We start from the raw sequence: 18591 nt of genomic DNA, 5'->3' as shown, positions 1-18591 counted from the left end.
CCAGTCCAACTCAAAGCCAAAGCAAAGAATAAACATTGCACCCAACCCAAACCTGTATAAAATGCGACCAACCCAACCACGCACCCAACCCAAATGAAACTGGTCTCCTTCGATATATTCCGCACCCTCGGCTTCCCAGACACTAAAACCCTCAAGCCCGAACAGTTCCTGGCTCACAAAGAACTGCTTAAAGACGCAGACTGGGTACTGTTCCCGGAATACTGGCAGCTGAATGCCCTCGTACACGGCCTGAAATGCCGCGTTTTCCCCAGTGTTGCCAGCTACCGCATCGGCCACGACAAGGTGGAAATGACTCGGGCTTTCCAGGCGGTCGCACCTGAGCACACCCCGTGGACGCTGATTGACGCCAACGGCCCGGAGGAACAGCAGGCGGTATGGGATGCCATGGTCGTGCCCTTCGTGGCCAAGCTGCCCAAGGCCAGCATGGGCGAGGGTGTGTGGCTGATCGAGAGCAAAGCCGACTGGCAGCGTTATTGTGAGCGGACCAACGTTCTCTACGCTCAGGAATACCTGCCGATAGATCGGGACGTGCGGGTGGTGATTGTCGGGGATCGGGTGGTGTCTGCCTACTGGCGAACCCAGGCGGACCAGGGGTTTTACAACAACGTGTCGCAGGGTGGGCGCATTGACCGGGGGCCGGTACCCACCGTGGTAACCGACCTGGCACTGCGCCTTGCGCGGGAGCTGGAAGTGGATCACGCGGGGTTTGATATTGCCCTGGTGGAGGGTTACCCCTACGTGCTCGAGTTCAATCGCCTATTTGGCAATCAGGGGCTGGGTCAGGGCAGTGATCTGAAAACCGCAATTCTGGATTTTCTGCAGCGCCAGGCTGAGCCCGAAGATCCCAACGGCCCCACTGGGCCGGCGCCTTTGTGGCCGGTTGCGGTGTGAGGTAAAGGCGGATGTACCCGGTGTCGGTTATGGGTAGATATGCTCATATCCTGCCCCCGGAAAAGAACCGATGATCGCGCGATTGACGGGTACCGGATCGGTGCCTATGTTGTTTGAACTATCTGTTTGCCCTTTGGAGGGAAACCTTATCCATGACCGAGTCCGCCAACGCCATCATCGCTGATTATTACGACGCAGAGACCTTCGCCCGTATCAAGGCTTTTGCCGATACCAAGGACACGCCCTGCGTGGTGATTGATACCGCGACCATCAACCGTCAGTACGACGAACTGGTGGAAGGCTTCCCTTATGCCAATGTCTACTACGCGGTGAAGGCCAACCCGGCCCCGCAGGTTCTGACCATGCTGAGGGACAAGGGTGCCAGCTTTGATATTGCGTCGGTGTACGAACTCGACAAGGTCATGGGGCTGGGTGTGACGGGTGACCGCATCAGTTACGGCAACACCATCAAGAAGGCCAAGGACATCCGCACCTTCTACGAGCGAGGCGTTCGCCTGTACGCGACGGATTCGGAAGCGGACCTGCGCAACATCGCCAAGGCGGCGCCGGGCTCGAAAGTGTATGTTCGTATCCTGACCGAAGGCACCCTGACCGCTGACTGGCCTCTGTCACGCAAGTTTGGCTGCCAGACCGATATGGCCATGGACCTGTTGATTCTGGCCCGCGACCTGGGTCTGGTGCCTTACGGCGTGTCTTTCCACGTGGGTTCCCAGCAGCGTGAAATCGGCGCGTGGGATGCGGCCCTGGGCAAAGTAAAGGTGATCTTCGAGCGTCTTAAGGAAGAAGACGGCATCGAACTGAAGATGATCAACATGGGCGGCGGCTTCCCGGCCAACTACATCACCCGTACTAATGACCTGAAAACCTACGCGGAAGAGATCAAGCGTTTCCTGGATGAGGATTTTGGCGATGATTTGCCGGAGATTATTATCGAACCGGGCCGCTCGTTGATTTCCAACGCAGGTGTTCTGGTCAGTGAAGTGGTGCTGATTTCACGTAAATCGCGTACTGCGCTACACCGTTGGGTATTCACCGATGTTGGCAAATTTGGTGGCTTGATCGAAACGCTTGATGAATCCATCAAGTTCCCGATCTTTACAGAGAAATCCGGCGAAGGCGAGGACTGTGTAATTGCAGGCCCAACCTGCGACAGCGCCGACATCATGTACGAGCACCACAAGTACCCGTTGCCGCTGAATCTGGCCATCGGCGACCGCATGTACTGGCTGTCCACCGGTGCCTACACCACGACGTACAGTGCAATAGAATTCAACGGATTCCCTCCGTTGAAGGACTATTACATCTAAGCCAGCGGTAAGGACGTGGGGTGGGGGTATATTTTCCGCCAGAAATGGGTGTTTGAGCGAAGCGAGTTCCATTTCCAAGGAAAAAATACCCCCACCACGCGGCCCGGCACAACATAGATCAATGACACCAGACAGAGGGTCAACTTTCGGGTTGGCCCTTTTGTCGTTTCAGGTCCAGGGTAAAAGTCAGGGGAAGAACCAGAACGCAATAGGCGATGATAAAGATAATGGCGTATCGGGCGTCGTTGCCCCAATCGGCCAGTAACCCACCGATCATGGGAACAGAAAACGCCACTGTGTAACCAACCAGGAAGTTTCCTGCCGAGAGTCGCCCGGTTTCTCTTGATTCCACCAGTACAGGAGGTAAAGCCACCAGCAGGATCAGCAGAATACCGGCCGTGAAGCTCATAAACGTTGCGCTGGCTATTGACCACCAGCCGGTGAACACGACCGTTCCCACCGTACCCAGAGTGCTGCAGGTTGCCATCACCATGATGGGGCCTTTGAGGCCTACCCAATACCTAGCCATTTTCAACATGACCAGGGAGGCGATTACCTGGGCGAAGTTGTACCAGAACAAGGCGTCCGCGAGCATGTCGAAGTTACCCTGCTGTTCCAGGATATTGCCCATATAGGCATTCAGACCGAAGAACAGAGACCCGGACAGGCCCAGTAGTAGGCCAATTCGGAGTGTCAGCGGGTTTTTCCAGTCAGGCAGCCAGGCGGGCTTTTTCACCGGCCGGGCCATTTCTCTTTGGGGCAGGAACAGAGCGGCAGCGACCAGCAACGCGGGCAGTGACCAGGCCAGCAGGGTGGCGCGCCAGCTGTCGTCCATCAGTGGCATCAGTACCGGGAGGGTGATGCCGGCGCCGATGAATTCGCCCATCAGCATGCCGTTCATGTAGATGGCGGAGCCGATGGCCAGATGTTTGGGTTCGAGCCAGCGCGGCAGCAGTGCCGGCAGGGAAGGCTGCATCATGGCCACACCCAGGCCCATGACGGCACTCGCCAGCATGAGCGTGATGGTATCGGGTGATAGCCCGCGCCCGGCGGAACCGATGACCATAATAACCATGGCCAGTGCCAGGGTATTGCGTGGGCCCAGTCGTGCGATGGCCAGGGACCCAGGCATGGAACCGACGGCCAGCATCAGTATAGGGAGAGTAGTGAGCGCGCCAGTCAGGGCCTGAGACAGGCTGAGCTCGTCGCTGATGAAGGGCGCCAGGGGTGGCGCAACCAGGACCGGTATGCGCAGGTAAACACCGGCCAGCCAAAGCAACACCGCCACCGGGAGCAGCTTGGCTGCCGGTGGCGGTGTTGTCGTGCCTGAAACGTCAGCCACGGGGGCCGGGCTTAGTTGTCGCCGGTGTCCGGGAGGTAAGCGCCGTCTTCGTCGTGAACTTCACGGCCAGTGACGGGGGGGTTGAAGGCACAGATCAGTCGCATGTCTTCGGTACCACCACGCAGGGTGTGCGGGTCGTTCTTGTCCAGAGCGTACAATGTTCCGTCGGAAATCTCGTGGGTTTCACCGGTGGCCTTGTCGTAGATGCTGCCGTTGCCAGCAACGCAATAAACGGCTTCGAGGTGGTGCTTGTACCACAGGTTCAGCTCGGCGCCCGCAGGGATGATGGTTTCGTGGAATGAAAAGCCCATGCCGTCTTTTTTCAGCAGCATACGGCGGCTGGTCCAGCCCGGCCCTGATACTTCGCGCTCGGAACCGATAATGTCCTGAACTCGTACAATTTTCATACTTATCCCTCGCTGTGTGATGGAGCAGCCTTCTAGTATAAACATCCCCGTCAGGTTCGGTTCAACCGCCAATCGTCGTAGGCGTCCAGCGACTGCTCGATGGCGGCAACAAAGGCCTTTCTCATTTTGTCATCCAGGCCGCGTTTTTTCCGGCAACGTTCAAAGGCCTGATGGATGGTCTGGCGTTGCCTGCGGTCGAGTTGCTCAAGCCAATGGTCATCGGCAGGTTCTAGATCAAGCAGTTCCCGGCCGGCATGGTTCCGGTGGCTGATATGCCACCAGTGATTAACGGCCCTTCCTAATACAACATAGCCGAATTGGCTGTCTTGTACAGGCCCAAAGGTGGCTGTCCTGAGCCCGTTTTTCAATACACCGGTGTTGAGCACCGGCAATGCCAGGCGATCGCCGTAAAAATAACTGCCGGCGGCACCGATCAGCCCGCCTACCAAAGCCCCGGCGCCCAGTGAATGGCCCAGGGTCAACGCATCCACCCCGGCACCGCTCACCGCGCCTGCCCCGAAGCCTGCGGTGGCCAGGTAGCGACGGTTTACCCCCCAGGCTTTGTGGCTGTCTTCGCTGAACAGGTCGTGTTCACTGTGCCACTCCAGTTCCGCTTCCTGTCGTCGCACACGGTGGTGCTCGTAGAGCTTCTCAATGGCAATTCGAAGGTGCTGCTCCCGTTTTCTCTGTCTGTCATACCAGCTTTTGCGTAACTGTGTGGCCAGGTCGTGATCGGAGATTTCGCTGGTCTGGAGCGTGGTTAGTGTCCGTTTTTCGCGGAGCGACATCATGTCTTCCAGGCTACGGGCGATGAGAGTGGCCGCTTGGGTGCGGCGTTGCCGTCTCTGTGCCGAAAGAAACGCCGTCGCGTTTTCCAGGGGCTGTTCCCAGTCCGGCTCAAGTTGTCCAAAGGCCCTCAGCAGGCTGAGGTGATGCTCGAAGGGAGCGCGAACGGCATCAAAGGTCCGGACAACCTGGAAAAACTGGCCGAGCGCCCTGGCCCAGGTGTCGCTGTAGTCGTCCTCACCAATGCTGTTGATCAAGGCGAGGCTTGGCCGGCCGGTCCAGCGCAGGATGGTCATCTCCGCTTCATGCTGGGTGCTGTAGGGTACGGAACCGTCAACTACGTATATGATGCCGGCGCCTTCAGTGAGCGGTTGCAAGAGCTCGCATTCATCGACAAAGCCGTTGTCCTGGCGATGTTGTACCACAAAGGCCTCGACGGTTTCGGCCCGGTCCGAAGCCGATACGCTGTGGGCTTCCAACCACTCCAGCACACGTCGGGGGCGTTGAAACCCCGGCGTATCCACCAGTGTGTACAGTGTCTTGCCATCGACGGCTAACGGATACGCCTGATGCTTACGGGTGGTCCCAGGCTCCAGCGCGATGGCAATGGCGTCGTTCTGGGACAGGGTGGCCACAATGCTGGATTTGCCCTTGTTGGGGTGACCGACCACGGCAAACACGGGGGCTTTCATCATTCGTCCTCGTCCTGCAGTGCGCGGTGCATCAGGATATCCGGGGGTGTCGTCATCGGCGTGCTGACCACCATCCTCTCATCCCCCGTGCGTTCAGCAAACCGCAGCCACTGGCTGAGTTGATGGTCGGGTGGTGACTGGTCCGGTTGAGGCGCCATCGGTACCAGCGCAATGGTGGTGTGCTTTGGCCATGCATCGCGGGCCTGTTGTAGAAAATCCGCAAGCTCGCCGGTGGGTGGTTCCCAACTGCGGGTGATGATGATCGCCGCTGGAGTGAGGGCACGGGTCAGTTGTTGGTTTGCCTGCTTGACGATGTGATGGTCGTGCTCGAGTGAGGCGCTACCGCCGGCGGCGAGGAGCTCCTGGTCTCCTGCGATGATGGCGCGCGGCAGCGCGGGCTTGCCGGCTTCCGCCCAGCGAATAATGGCCTGGGCCTTGGGGAGAGGCTGCAATCTTGCAGACGTTGTCGTATCCGGCTGGTCGGCGGCGTCATTGTGACGATTGCCCGTATCCACAGTGGGCGTTTCCATGCGGTACTGGAGGGCGATCCAGCCATGATGGGCCTGGAGTGCCTTGCGGGCACGTAGTTGGGTGTGAACGATCGTCAGCATCAGCAGAGCGAGCCGGGGTAGGACGACATAGGTTATCCAGGTCATGGTCACGAACGGCCACCAACTCCCCCAGAGGGCCGGATCGGTATTGGTGGACGACTCGCTGCGGAAGAACCGGGTGGCATCCACCAGTTCGCGCTCCGGCATGGCCGCTGGCCAAAGATGCTGCCAGGGCGTGGCGATGGTGGCCAACAAGCGGTAGTAGCTGTCGGTCCCGGTATTCAGGGTGGTACTCCAGCCAAAAGCGAGATCCTGGATTACCACCAGTACCAAAAGGGTTATCAGTCCAGCGATGCCAAACACCAGTCCGCCGGCATGGGCGGCACGGGCCATTAACAGCGGCTGCAGGGTTTGCAGGGCGCTGGAGGGACGTGAGGCCAACAACTTTCTTAACAGCCAGCGCCAGGGCTGCCAGCCGGCGACGGCCTGGGCAGTGGTAACCACGGCGAGGATGCACTGGAGAAGCACAAAGGCCAGGATCACCGTCAGATTGATTTGCTGGCCACCGTCGTAGAACAGCAGTCCCAGCATGGCCAGCGTTCCGGCAACGAGCCCTGCCAGGGCAAAACCGGTGGTCATCCGTCGCCAGGGTTTCAGCGGGTCGTTAGTCGATGCACGATTGGAAAGGCGTCTGACATGTTCAAGCCACCGATCCGGATCCGGGTTGACACCCTGCTTGTGGCAGTCCAGGGCAAAACGGCGATCCCGCCGGTGCAGGAACACCGGGTTCTGGTCGCGGTCGCGCTGAACCTGATTGTCGAACTCCAGTAATCGTCGAATGGCGCTGTCTGGCATTGAGTATCCTGATCAACTGGGCGGTGAGAGCCGCCGCGGAATGCTAGGATAAGGGTCTAGGGTAATAAGGGTATCCCATAAACCGGTGTCGGACCTACCATGACCAACCACCTCATGAACCTTCGTCACGTCCCCGATGACGAAGCGGACGAAATACGCGAGCTGTTCGAGACGCACAATGTGTCCTACTACGAGACGCCTCCCAGTCGCTGGGGTATCAGCATGGGTGGATTCTGGGTCCACGACAACGAGGAGGCCCAGCGTGCCAGGGCATTGCTGCAAGCCTACCAGCAGGAGCGCCTGCGGCGTCAGCGAGACGCTTATGAGGAGGATCTGGCGGCAGGCCGGGTCGGCGGATTCTGGCACCGGCTTCGTCGTAGGCCGGTGACGACCCTGGCAGCGTGCCTGGCCATCGCTGTCATCCTGGCGTTAACGGTTGCTCCGTTTGTAACGCTTTAGTCACTCCGGCTGCATGCCCGAGTGGCGGATCAGGAAGTCTGTGGCTTTCTCAACGGCATTGCCAGCGGTCAGGAAGCTGGTGATGTGGCCTCGCAGGTGCATCAGATAGAGTTCACTCTCAACGTGATGCTCCGCAAGGCGTACCCGAAAATCCCGCGCCTGGTCTGCAGGCACCAGCATATCCTGGGCGCCATGGAACAGGAAAAACGGAGGCGTGCCGGCGGTAACGTGGGTGATCGGCGAGGCGGCCTCATAAACACCCGGAATGTCCTGCTGATCACCGCCCAGGAACTGCCGGATCAGTTTTCCGGATCCGAAGGTACGCAGGTCGGCCGGCAAGCCACCGGCAACAACAGCCTCTGGCCGGGCATCGGCGCCTCCGTGTGGTTGGTTCAACGGGTGTTGGCTTTCCGCAATCACGGCTAACAAGCTGACCAGGTGAGCGCCAGAAGAAAAGCCAAACGCACTGATCGCAGTCCGGTCCAGGTTGTAGGCCCCCGCCCTGGCATGAAGCCAGTTTATGGCTATCTGAAGATCGTAGAGTTGCGCCGGGAAGGTATGCTCCGGCGCGAATCGGTAATCAATGTTCATCACGGCAAAGCCCCGGCTGGCCAGGTGTTCTGCGATCCATGTCATGTCTTCCCGCGAACGCCGTTCCCAACCACCACCATGCACCAGGAGTACCGCAGGTGCGGGGGCGGGGCTGTCTGGCAGATAAAGATCCGCCTGGAGCTCCTGAGGCCAGTTGTCCGGGGAATAGGTGATGCCGGTTGTGGTGCGAAAGTCGGTATCGGGTATCGACACCGTTTCCGATGGTGCGTTCAGGTGTGAGGCGCAGGCAGATAGCAATGTGCTGGCGGCCAATGCCAGCAGGCGGTTGACGTGCATGGACTCTCCGTTCATCCGGGCGGAAACGAAGACTCATACGTCTGGAATATGACCATGGATGCATCGTGCTGTGCTTAGGCGTTGTCCTGAAAACGGGACACTGTCCTGACTTCAGGACAATGTCGCAAAGCGGCCTGCACAGGGCATTTCTTCCCACTTCCTCCTCTGTTCACCGTCCGGAAATCCGGAAACGGTGCTTGAGGATTAGAGCTATTTCCAGAAAAAACAATGAAAATCAACGTTCTGCTGTATTGGCACAGGATACGCATGGCCCCAGTCATGGTACCTGGCCTCGCTCATGTGCGCCGGGTTCTCATGGCTAACAAAAACAACAGGGAACAACGTATGAAAACGCTACTTCAGTACACGCTGATTGGTGCGGTGGCTCTGACGGGTACCGCCTGCAATGACAGCAGCAAGAAACCCTTCAACCAACTCCCGGGATTCATCCAGGGCGATGTCCATTCCACCCAGTATGACGGCGTCACCAATGATCTCCTGACCGGTGGCCTTGGTGCCAGCGGCCTGGCCAGTGCAACCGCACCGGCCTTCGATGATCCGATCAATCCCACGCCTGAAGAACTCCGGACGCTGGCCATCTACAACAACTATCGGGCGCTTGTGGACACCGTGCCCGGAGGTGGTTACGGCGAATTCTTCGGTCCCCAGGTCGATAGCAGTGGTGAGGGGCTTATTGCGGGCAATGAATACCTGGCCTACATGACGGTTAATGGGAGTGATGTGCCGGTGACCGTGATGGTCCAGGTACCGTCCAGTTTCGACCCCAAGCAGGCCTGTATGGTAACGGCGCCCTCGTCTGGCTCCCGCGGCATATACGGCGCGATCGGTACCGCCGGCGAATGGGGCCTGAAGAAAGGCTGCGCCGTGGTCTACACCGACAAGGGCACGGGAACCGGTTCCCACAACCTGGCCACCAACTCTGCCCAGCGTATCGACGGTACTCTTACCCAGGCCGATGGGCCGGTGCAGTTCCGGGCCGATCTGGATGCCCAGGCGCGGGCCGATTTTGATGCCGCCTGGCCGGACCGTTTCGCTTACAAGCACGCTCACTCCAAGGCCAACCCCGAGGCTGACTGGGGGCGGCATGTACTGCAGTCGATTGAGTTCGGCTTCTATGTGCTGAACGAGGAATTCGGGCAGGAAACCGGTAATGGTCGCAAAGTGATCAAGGTGAAGCCGAAGGATACCCTGGTGATTGCGTCCAGTGTTTCCAACGGCGGTGGGGCCTCGGTCCGTGCCGCCGAACTTGACGATAAGGGGCTGATCGACGGCGTGGCGGTGTCGGAGCCCAACGTCAATCCGCAGGTGGATACCAGCTTTACCATCCGTCAGGGCAGTGGCCCCGAACTGGCCGAACACAGCCGCAGCCTGCTGGATTACACCACGGCGCTGGCGGTGTATCAGGGTTGCGCGAACATTGCACCGGAAGTGCGTGATGTGGCGCCACTGAACGCCACATTCAACAACTTCACGATTGCGGAGAACATCTGTAACTCACTGGCCAACAAGGGCCTGGTGACAGGCGCTACCACCGACGACCGCGCCTCCGATGCGCTGCGCATCCTGGAACAGGAAGTGGGTATCCAGCCGGAGCAGAACCTGCTGGCACCAGTTCATTTCGGGCTGGCGGTTGCCCAGAGCATCTCCACCACCTATGCCAACGCCTACGGTCAGGCCGGTGTTGATGACCGGTTGTGTGATATCAGCCTGGCGGCTACGGGGGCTGGCGGAGCGGTCACGACGATCACTGCGGCGCAGGAAGCAGCGCTGTTCTCCGCGAGTAACGGTATTCCCCCCAGCGCCGGGGTGAATCTGGTGTACGACGGTGCCGAAGGTCAGCCCACCAATCTGGGTGCCAGTGCATCGCCCAGCACCAGTCAGCAGGATTACGGTCTGGACGCTCTGCTGTGTCTGAGAAGCCTTGCCTTGGGCACCGATGCCGTGACCGGAAGCCCGCTGTCGGGTGATGCCGCGGAATGGTCAGAGCGTATTGCTGATGGAGTTGAGCAAATTCGCGCGTCTGGCAACCTGCGGGGCAAGCCAACGGTCTTTGTGACCGGTCGCGCCGACGCCATACTGCCCATCAACCACACCTCGCGGCCCTATTTCGGGCTGAACCAGCGGGTTGAGGGCAGCAACAGCAAGTTGAGGTATTACGAGATTCTCAATGCCCATCACCTGGATGTCCTCAACGGCTTCCCGGGTATTGCGGACCGGTATGTGCCGCTGCATCACTACTTCTTCCAGGCCCTGGATCTGGTGTGGGCGAACCTTGCCGACAAGCAGGCCTTGCCGCCCAGTCAGGTGGTCAGAACGGTACCGCGTGGCGATATCGCCACACCGTTGTCTGCTGCCAACCTGACCCCGATCGATCCCACCCCGGATGCCGGCGACCGCATCGTGTTCGCGGACGATCAGGTGCAGATTCCAGACTGAAAAGCCCGTCGACCGGCCCGGTCAGATTCCGGGCCGGCATTGTTTGCCCCTGTTCCGGGGGCGCCATATACTTCCGTCTCTGCACCCGGCTTGCCGGGTGCTCTGGATATTGCCATGAATAACATCCAACCCGGTGGTACAGGGTACATGACAGAGCTGTTTACCGAGAATAACAAGAGTGGCCTGACCAGGGATCTGATCGAGGCACTGTTTCCCATGTTTGAGGAAGCCAGTGCCGGCGCGATTGCGGTTGATCACCAAAGCCGTATTACCTGGATCAACAACAGTTATGCCCATCTGCTCGGGTTGGAAGACCCCAGGGCCGTCATCGGTAAACCTGTCCGCCAGGTGATTCCCCAGAGTCGCATGCCGGAAGTGGTAGAAACCGGTAAACCCCTGCTGCTCGACATCATGGAGCACAGCAAGCAACAGCTGGTGGTGACCCGGCTGCCGTTTTATGACGACGAAGGGCGCATCATGGGGGCGGTGGCGTTTGTGCTGTATGACGACCTGCAACCGCTGACGCCGTTGGTGGCCAAGTACCGTCGCCTGCATCAGGATCTGGCCGCTGCCCGCAAGGCGCTGGCGAAGAAGGCGCGTGGCACTCGCTACAACCTCGCTGACTTTGTGGGTGCCAGCCCCGCAGCGCTGGAGGTCAAACGCCGGGCCCGGTTGGCGGCCGGCCGCGACATGCCGGTGCTGTTGCTGGGTGAAACCGGCACCGGCAAGGAGGTGCTGGCGCAGGCCATTCATTCCGTTTCAACCCGTGCCGACAAGCCGTTTGTGGGCGTGAACGTGGCTGCGATTCCAGATAATCTGCTGGAAGCTGAATTTTTCGGCGTGGCACCCGGAGCCTACACCGGGGCGGATCGCCGCACCCGGGAAGGCAAATTCCAACTGGCCAACGGTGGCACCCTGTTTCTGGATGAAGTCGGGGATATGCCACTGCCACTGCAGGCAAAACTGCTGCGGGCGCTGCAGGAAGGTGAAATTGAACCCCTGGGGTCCAATAAGGTGGCCTCAGTGGATGTGCGAGTCATTGCCGCGACCAGTCGCAACCTGGAAGCGATGATTGCCGAAGGTGAGTTCCGGTCGGACTTGTACTATCGGCTGAACGTGCTGGAAATCCCTATTCCTCCGCTGCGGGACCGCCTGGCCGATCTGGGCGTACTCTGTGAGGCCCTGCTGGGTGAAATCTGTGACGGCCTGGAGATGCGGGGGGAAATTACCGACGCTGGTGTGGCGGCTTTGGGAGGTTACGACTGGCCCGGTAATATCCGTGAGCTGCGTAATGTGCTGGAGCGCGCCCTGACCATGGGTGAAGATGGTGGCTTGTTGGATGCGGACGCCATTTTCAAGGTGTTACCCCGCAGTGGTAACCGGCCAGCTTCATCGTTGGTGCCTCAGCCCGTACGCCCGCTAGCCAAAACACTGGCCGACGCCGAAGCCCAGGCGATTGAAGAAGCGCTGGTCGCCAGTCGTGGTAACCGTACCCGGGCAGCCAAACTGCTGGGTATCTCACGGTCGGTACTTTACGAAAAACTCGCCAAGATGTCCTGAAATCAGGACGCCTGTCCTGTTATCCGTACAAACCCCTACGACGGATGTCTGTATGCGTCCGGTTTTCCGGACTGCCTATCTTGAGCAACGCCTGACATTGTTTTTATCTTTTTGATAAATAACAAAATAATCTTTTTGGCACAGAGCCTGCTATATCCCGGATGCAGGACGTCAGAACAACGCAGAAAACAAGACTGGCGCTATCGTTGGACCCAAAACACATCTTGTCTGTCTCGTTTCCTGCGATGTCTGACTACACTCAGATAAGGCCCGTCGGGAACGTTCCTGTTTGGCCGAATACAACAACAATGCTAGGAGACTTGCCAATGAAACTCTTCAAGGCACTTACCGGTATCGCCGGTGCGATCGCCCTGACTACCGGATCGGCGTTCGCAGATGACCTGCGCTGGAAAATGCCGGTCGCCTTCGCTACTAACCTGCCTGGCCTGGGGTCACCTGCCGCCTGGGTCGCCGAAAACCTCACCACCGCTTCCGATGGCAGCATCCAGGTTCGCGTATACGAGCCCGGCAAGCTGGTTCCCCCGTTCGATATTCTGCAGTCGGTTTCCGATGGCAAGGTATCCGCCGGCTACACCTGGATTGGTTACGATCAAGGCAAGGTACCAGCGATTCCCTTGTTTGCAGCTGTTCCGTTTGGCATGAAGCCACCTGCCTATATCGGCTGGTATTACTTCGGTGGTGGGCATGAAATGCTGCAGGAAGCCTATGCCAATAAGGGCTTCGATGTACACGCGCAACTGTGCGGCATCATTGGGCCTGAAACAGCGGGTTGGTATTCCACCCCCATCAAAACACTGGAAGACTACAAAGGCCTGAAGATCCGCTTCGCCGGTCTGGGTGGCAAGGTTCTGGAGAAGCTTGGCGCGTCCGTCACCATGATGCCCGGCGGCGAGCTCTATCAGGCGCTGGAGAAAGGCACCATTGATGCCACCGAATTCTCCATGCCCGCCATCGACCAGATCCTCGGCTTCAATCAGGTGGTCAAGTACAACCTGTTCCCGGGCTGGCACCAGCAGTTCACGGCTCAGTATATGCTGATCAACAAGGATGAGTGGGCTCGTGCGACTGACGCCCAGAAGGCGCTGGTTGAGGCTTCCTGCACAGCAGCGACCACTCGTGGTCTTGCAGAAGGCGAGTACAAGAACGGCAAGGTTCTGGCCGAGTTCCAGGACAAGGGCGTTCAGGCCGACCAGATCCCCCGCGACGTTCTGCTCAAGCTGAAGGACGTAACCCAAGAAGTGCTCGAAGAAGAAGCCTCCAAGGATGCCGACTTCAAGCGCGTCTATGAAAGCCAGCAGGAGTTCATGGAATCCTACAAAGTGTGGGACACCCGCGCCTATGTTCCGGCAGACCTGTAAGGTCTGGGGCCGACCCCGAGATACCGGCCAGTGAGTCGGTATTCTCTGATCAAGTCAGGATGGCCCTTCGGGGCCATCCTTGTTTCACAATCGGCTTTCTGAGTGAGGAACTGTTGTATGACGGTGTCTGGTAAAGGCTCACCGCAGAACGTGCGGGCATCGGTGTCTGGCGCCGACGAATTTCTCCATCACCACACGGAGTTGCCGACAACCCGCGTCAGTCAGTGGATGGACCGTGTAATTTCGGCAATCGGCAAGGGGGCGTCCTGGCTCTGGGTTGTGGTCACTGGCGTCATTATCTGGGCGGTGGTTGGCCGCTACGTGTTTGGCCAGGGCTCGGTCACGCTCGAGGAAGTTCAGTGGCACCTGGCGGGCATCGGCTGGTTGCTGGGGCTGGGCTACACCCTGGTGGTGGATGACCACGTCCGGGTGGACGTTATCCATGAGCGCCTGTCGTTGCGAGGCCAGGGCTGGGTTGAACTGCTTGGCCTGTTGTTCCTGCTGCTGCCCTTCCTGGGGCTGGCGGTTTACGAGATGGTTCCCTACGCCTTCAGTTCCTGGCAACAGGGCGAAACCAGTCAGGCACCGGCCGGGTTGCCACATCGTTGGTTCCTGAAAGGTATTCTGGCGCTGTCATTTATCCTCATCACCTTAGCGGCACTATCCCGCCTGCTGAAAGTGACGGCACTGCTGTTCGGTTTTCCAAAGCCAATCCGGGTCGAGTCCGGGAATGACAAGAAAGAGGATGCGTCCTGATGGAGCTTGAAACCCTGTTTGTAATCGGCATGTTCCTGACGTTTGGGGCATTGTTGATGACCGGTTATCCGGTGGCCTGGGTGCTGGGTGGCACGGCGGTTATCTGGACGGTGGTCGGTGTTGTTGCGGTCGAGAATTTTGGTGCCAACCTCTGGTTTGATTACTCCTCATCAATGGGTCTCGTGCCGGAGCGAATCTGGAGTATTGTTAACAGCGAGACCCTGGTGGCGCTGCCGATGTTTATCTTCATGGGCATCATGCTGGATCAGTCCGGCGTCGCCGAGCGATTGATGAACAGCATGGTAAAGCTGTTTGGTGCCGTTCGTGGTGGTTACGCCGTGACGGTGATTGTGATCGGCGTACTCCTGGCCGCAACTACCGGAATTATTGGTGCGTCAGTGGTACTTCTGGGTATGCTGTCCCTGCCGGTCATGATGGAGAACAAATACGACAAGGGATTTGCCGTCGGCACCGCCTGTGCCACCGGCACCCTGGGCATCCTGATCCCACCGTCCATCATGCTGGTGCTGATGGCGGATAGGCTGGCGGTCCCGGAAGCATCCGTGGGCGATCTGTTCATGGGGGCATTCCTTCCCGGCCTGCTTCTGGGCGCCATGTACGTCGCCTATGCAATGATCCGCCCCCTGCTTCAGCCGCATATTGCGCCGGTGCCTGAGGGCACGCAAAAAGTATCCTGGGCTATTGTCTGGGAAGTGGCGAAAGCCGTGGTGCCCACGGCCGCACTGATCCTGGGTGTGCTGGGTTCCATTTTCGCCGGCATAGCAACACCCACGGAGGCTTCCGGTGTTGGTGCGCTTGGTGCCCTGCTACTGGCACTGATGTCGGGACGTCTGAACCTGAAGGTTCTCAACTCGTCACTGCAGCAAACCACCCGCACGTCAGCGTTCATTTTTGCCATTTTCCTGGGCGCAACGGCATTTTCAGTGGTACTGCGAGGGCTGGGTGGCGATCAGGTGATAGAAGACGCCCTGTTGGGACTGCCTTTCGGGCCCTACGGCGTGGTGTTGACCATTCTGTTCGCGGTGTTCCTGCTCGGCTTCTTCCTGGACTGGGTCGAAATCACCTTGATTATCCTGCCGCTGGTGGCGCCTGTGGTCCAGCAATTGGGCTTTGACCTGGTGTGGTTCACCATCCTCTTCGCCATGTGCCTGCAGACGTCGTTCCTGACACCACCCGTAGGCTTTGCACTGTTCTACATAAAGGGTGTGGCACCGCCGGAAATCGACGTAATGGACATCTACAAGGGCGTCATACCCTTCATCATTATTCAGCTGGTGGCTCTGGCGATTGTCTTCCTGGTGCCCGAAATCGCGACCTGGCTGCCCAGCGTGGCTTACGACTAAGGAGAGAGAAACATGCGTCTAGAAAACCGGATAGCCCTGATCACCGGGGCGGGGCGCGGAATCGGCCGGGCCATTGCCGAACACTATGGCCGTGAGGGCGCCCGGGTGGCGGTGGCCGACCTTACCCTGGAAAGCGCTCAGGAGGCCGTTGAGGCCATCGAAAAGGCAGGCGGCACGGCCATGGCGCTGGCCATGGATGTGACCGACGAAGAGGCGGTTGACCGAGGCGTGGCTGCCATCGTGGAAAAATGGGGTGGCCTCGACGTAGCCCTGGCCAACGCCGGTATCCAGCATATTGATCCGTTGCATAAACTGGCTTTTGCCGACTGGCGCAAAGTGATGAACGTTCATCTGGACGGGGCGTTTCTCGTAACGCGAGCGGCCCTCAAACAGATGTACGCCAGCGGGGGCGGCACTATGTTGTATATGGGCTCGGTCCATTCCCTGGAAGCATCACCGCTCAAGGCGCCCTACGTGGCGGCGAAACATGGCATGCTGGGCCTGTGCCGGGCGGTCGCGAAAGAAGGTGCCGAGCACGGTGTGCGCAGCAATATCATTTGCCCCGGCTTCGTCAGAACGCCGTTGGTGGACAAGCAGATCCCGGAGCAGGCCAAGGAGCTGGGTATTTCCGAGGAAGACGTCATCAGTAAGGTTATGCTGAAGAATACCGTCGATGGCAAATTCACCACCCTGGAAGACGTCGCCGAGCTGGCAGTGCACCTGGCGGCCTTCCCCTCGGCGGCACTGACTGGCCAATCCATTGTGGTCAGTCACGGCTGGCATATGCAGTAAGCAACAGGAGAGACGGATGAGCAACACAGAACAATCACCAGTGGTCTGGTCTCCTTCGCAGGACACACTGAAACACTGCTTGATGGGCCAGTTCCAGGGTTGGCTGGAGCAACAGGGTTTCGGCCCGTTTGCCGATTACCACGCCCTCCACCGGTGGTCCATTGAGAACCTAGAGACCTTCTGGCAAAAGGTATGGGACTACTGTGGCCTGGTATGCGACACGCCAGCTGATGCCGTTCTGGGCAAACGTGATATGCCCGGCGCGGAGTGGTTCCCCGGTATGAAACTCAACTTTGCGGCCAACCTGCTGCGGTTGGCGGAAGGCGACCACGCCGAGCGCGAAGCGGTTGTGGCCTACTGCGAAACCCGCCCGGTACTGCGCCGCACCTACGCTGAATTGAAAGCGGACACCGGCGCCCTGGAAGCCTTCCTGCGCAAAAAAGGGATTCGACAGGGTGACCGCGTGGCCGGTGTGGTCACCAATGGCTACGAAGCCCTTGTGGGTATGTTGGCGGCGACCAGCCTGGGTGCCGTCTGGAGTTCCGCGTCACCGGATTTCGGCGTGGGCGCCATCCTTGATCGCTTCGGCCAGATTGAGCCGGCAGCGCTGATCGTGGTCAACGGCTACGGCTACGGCGGCAAGGTCTTCAACCGCCAGGATGACTTCGCCGGCCTGATTGACGGCCTGCCCAGCCTGCGCTGCGTTGTCAGCATCGAACAGCTGCCAGGCGAACCCGCCGTCGCTGGCGACAAGGTCACCCACTGGGACGAGGCCCTTGCCGAGGGACAGGGCCAGGCGCCCTCCTTCACACCGCTGCCCCCCGAGCACCCGGTGTACATCCTCTATTCCTCCGGTACCACCGGCAAACCCAAGTGCATCGTGCATGGCAACGCTGGCCTGCTGGTCAACCACGCCAAGGAGTTGATGCTCCACGGCGATGTCGGCCCCGACGACCGTTTCCTGTACTTCACCACCTGCGGCTGGATGATGTGGAACTGGCAGGCATCTGCCCTGCTGACGGGCGCCGCCGTTATCACGGTCGACGGCTCTCCTGGCTACCCGGACCTGAACTATCTATGGCAGGTGGTGGCCGACGAGAAAGTCACCCATTACGGCACCAGCGCCCGGTTCATCGCCGGTTGCCGCAAAGCTGAACTGACGCCCGCAAAAAACTTGGACCTGACGGCCTTGAGAGTCGTCTTCTCCACCGGCTCACCCCTGCTGCCGGAAGACTACGACTGGATCTACAGCGATGGTGCCCCCGACGTATTGCTGGGCTCCATCGCCGGCGGCACCGACATCTGCGGCTGCTTTGTGGGCTCCACACCGCTGTTACCGGTGCGCCGTGGCGAAATCCAGTGCCGCTTCCTCGGCGTTGACGCCGTGGCCTACGGCGACGACGGCCAGCCCGTCAGTGGCGGCCGAGGCGAACTCGTCTGCCGGCAGCCGCTGCCTTCCATGCCCGTCGCCTTCTGGGACGACCCCGGCAACGAGCGCTATAAAGACGCCTACTTCAACACCTTCCCGGATGTCTGGGCCCACGGCGACTTCATCGAATTCACCGAACACGGCGGCGCTGTCATCTACGGCCGTTCAGACGCCACCCTTAACCCGGGCGGTGTGAGAATCGGTACCGCTGAGATCTACCGCCAGGTAGAAACCGTGGCGGAAGTCAAAGACAGCCTGGTTGTTGGTCGTCAGATCGAAGGTGACGTGGAAGTGGTCTTGCTGGTGGTCCCGGCAGAGGGCCAGGCCCTCACCGACGACCTTCAGAAAAACCTCAAAACCCGCATCCGCCAGGGCGCAAGCCCGCGCCACGTACCGAAACACATCATCCAGGTGCCGGATATTCCCTACACGCGCAGCGGTAAGAAAGTGGAGCTGGCGGTGGCGCGCCTGATCAACGGTTCCAACAAAGCCGACAACCGGGATGCCCTTGGCAATCCGGAGGCGTTGGACCGGATTCGGGAATGCCTGGAAGAGGCGGGGTTATTGCCGGAAGGGTGAACTCGTCGCTGGGTTCATTAGGGCGGGCACTCACGGAGTATGCCGAGCGCTGGAG

The 18591-nt window shown here is 59.4% G+C and carries 15 protein-coding genes; 10 read left to right on the top strand and 5 right to left on the bottom strand.

The features are described 5' to 3' along the window. Positions 1 to 93: 93 nt before the first annotated feature. Complete coding sequence (locus tag MDG893_RS19100; RefSeq protein WP_007155483.1) at positions 94 to 912, top strand: ATP-grasp domain-containing protein; 819 nt, start codon at positions 94 to 96, stop codon at positions 910 to 912. Between the two features lie 152 nt (positions 913 to 1064). Next, positions 1065 to 2240 (top strand): type III PLP-dependent enzyme, encoded by a 1176-nt coding sequence (locus tag MDG893_RS19095; protein ID WP_007155482.1) that lies wholly within the window; start codon positions 1065 to 1067, stop codon positions 2238 to 2240. Between the two features lie 139 nt (positions 2241 to 2379). On the opposite strand, the gene MDG893_RS19090 is transcribed toward MDG893_RS19095, so the two are convergent. Genes MDG893_RS19090 through MDG893_RS19075 form a run of 4 tightly spaced genes read right to left on the bottom strand, consistent with a single transcriptional unit; the run spans position 2380 to position 6873 of the window. Then, complete coding sequence (locus MDG893_RS19090; RefSeq protein WP_007155481.1) at positions 2380 to 3582, bottom strand: MFS transporter; 1203 nt, start codon at positions 3580 to 3582, stop codon at positions 2380 to 2382. Between the two features lie 11 nt (positions 3583 to 3593). After that, on the bottom strand, positions 3594 to 3989 hold the full coding sequence (locus MDG893_RS19085) for an ectoine synthase (RefSeq protein ID WP_007155480.1): 396 nt from the start codon (positions 3987 to 3989) through the stop codon (positions 3594 to 3596). Positions 3990 to 4039: 50 nt separating this feature from the next. Next, positions 4040 to 5470, bottom strand: coding sequence for a GTPase/DUF3482 domain-containing protein (locus MDG893_RS19080; RefSeq protein WP_007155479.1), 1431 nt, complete (start codon positions 5468 to 5470; stop codon positions 4040 to 4042). Then, positions 5467 to 6873, bottom strand: a complete 1407-nt coding sequence (locus MDG893_RS19075) for a DUF2868 domain-containing protein (protein ID WP_007155478.1) — start codon at positions 6871 to 6873, stop codon at positions 5467 to 5469. Before MDG893_RS19075 ends, MDG893_RS19080 begins: the two co-directional genes overlap by 4 nt. 99 nt (positions 6874 to 6972) lie before the next feature. Here MDG893_RS19075 and MDG893_RS19070 point away from each other — a divergent pair, with 99 nt between their 5' ends. Continuing rightward, positions 6973 to 7332, top strand: a complete 360-nt coding sequence (locus MDG893_RS19070; protein ID WP_007155477.1) for a DUF6164 family protein — start codon at positions 6973 to 6975, stop codon at positions 7330 to 7332. Here MDG893_RS19070 and MDG893_RS19065 read toward each other — a convergent pair whose 3' ends face one another. Continuing rightward, positions 7333 to 8220, bottom strand: coding sequence for an alpha/beta hydrolase (locus tag MDG893_RS19065; RefSeq protein WP_007155476.1), 888 nt, complete (start codon positions 8218 to 8220; stop codon positions 7333 to 7335). 345 nt (positions 8221 to 8565) lie between these two features. On the opposite strand from MDG893_RS19065, the gene MDG893_RS19060 reads away from it, so the two are divergent. The 7 genes from MDG893_RS19060 to MDG893_RS19030 all read left to right on the top strand — a co-directional run bounded on the left by MDG893_RS19060 (position 8566) and on the right by MDG893_RS19030 (position 18536). After that, complete coding sequence (locus MDG893_RS19060; protein ID WP_040474801.1) at positions 8566 to 10677, top strand: 3-hydroxybutyrate oligomer hydrolase family protein; 2112 nt, start codon at positions 8566 to 8568, stop codon at positions 10675 to 10677. A gap of 114 nt (positions 10678 to 10791) precedes the next feature. After that, positions 10792 to 12237 carry a sigma-54 interaction domain-containing protein gene (locus MDG893_RS19055; protein ID WP_007155474.1) on the top strand — a complete coding sequence of 482 codons (1446 nt, stop codon included), beginning with the start codon at positions 10792 to 10794 and terminating at the stop codon, positions 12235 to 12237. Between the two features lie 326 nt (positions 12238 to 12563). Beyond that, positions 12564 to 13616: a TRAP transporter substrate-binding protein gene (locus MDG893_RS19050; RefSeq protein WP_007155473.1), complete on the top strand. Its 1053-nt coding sequence runs from the start codon at positions 12564 to 12566 to the stop codon at positions 13614 to 13616. A 117-nt stretch (positions 13617 to 13733) separates the two neighbouring features. Continuing rightward, on the top strand, positions 13734 to 14372 hold the full coding sequence (locus MDG893_RS19045; RefSeq protein ID WP_007155472.1) for a TRAP transporter small permease subunit: 639 nt from the start codon (positions 13734 to 13736) through the stop codon (positions 14370 to 14372). Next, positions 14372 to 15736, top strand: a complete 1365-nt coding sequence (locus tag MDG893_RS19040) for a TRAP transporter large permease (RefSeq protein WP_007155471.1) — start codon at positions 14372 to 14374, stop codon at positions 15734 to 15736. Before MDG893_RS19045 ends, MDG893_RS19040 begins: the two co-directional genes overlap by 1 nt. Before the next feature lie 12 nt (positions 15737 to 15748). Next, positions 15749 to 16528 carry a 3-hydroxybutyrate dehydrogenase gene (locus tag MDG893_RS19035; RefSeq protein ID WP_007155470.1) on the top strand — a complete coding sequence of 260 codons (780 nt, stop codon included), beginning with the start codon at positions 15749 to 15751 and terminating at the stop codon, positions 16526 to 16528. Between the two features lie 16 nt (positions 16529 to 16544). After that, on the top strand, positions 16545 to 18536 hold the full coding sequence (locus tag MDG893_RS19030) for an acetoacetate--CoA ligase (protein ID WP_007155469.1): 1992 nt from the start codon (positions 16545 to 16547) through the stop codon (positions 18534 to 18536). Positions 18537 to 18591 lie beyond the last annotated feature (55 nt).

Origin of the sequence: Marinobacter algicola DG893 (genome assembly GCF_000170835.1) — a bacterium.
GTDB classification, from domain to species: domain Bacteria; phylum Pseudomonadota; class Gammaproteobacteria; order Pseudomonadales; family Oleiphilaceae; genus Marinobacter; species Marinobacter algicola.
The sequence above is the reverse complement of the archived record's forward strand: the minus strand, read 5'-3'. Positions and strand labels throughout refer to the sequence as shown.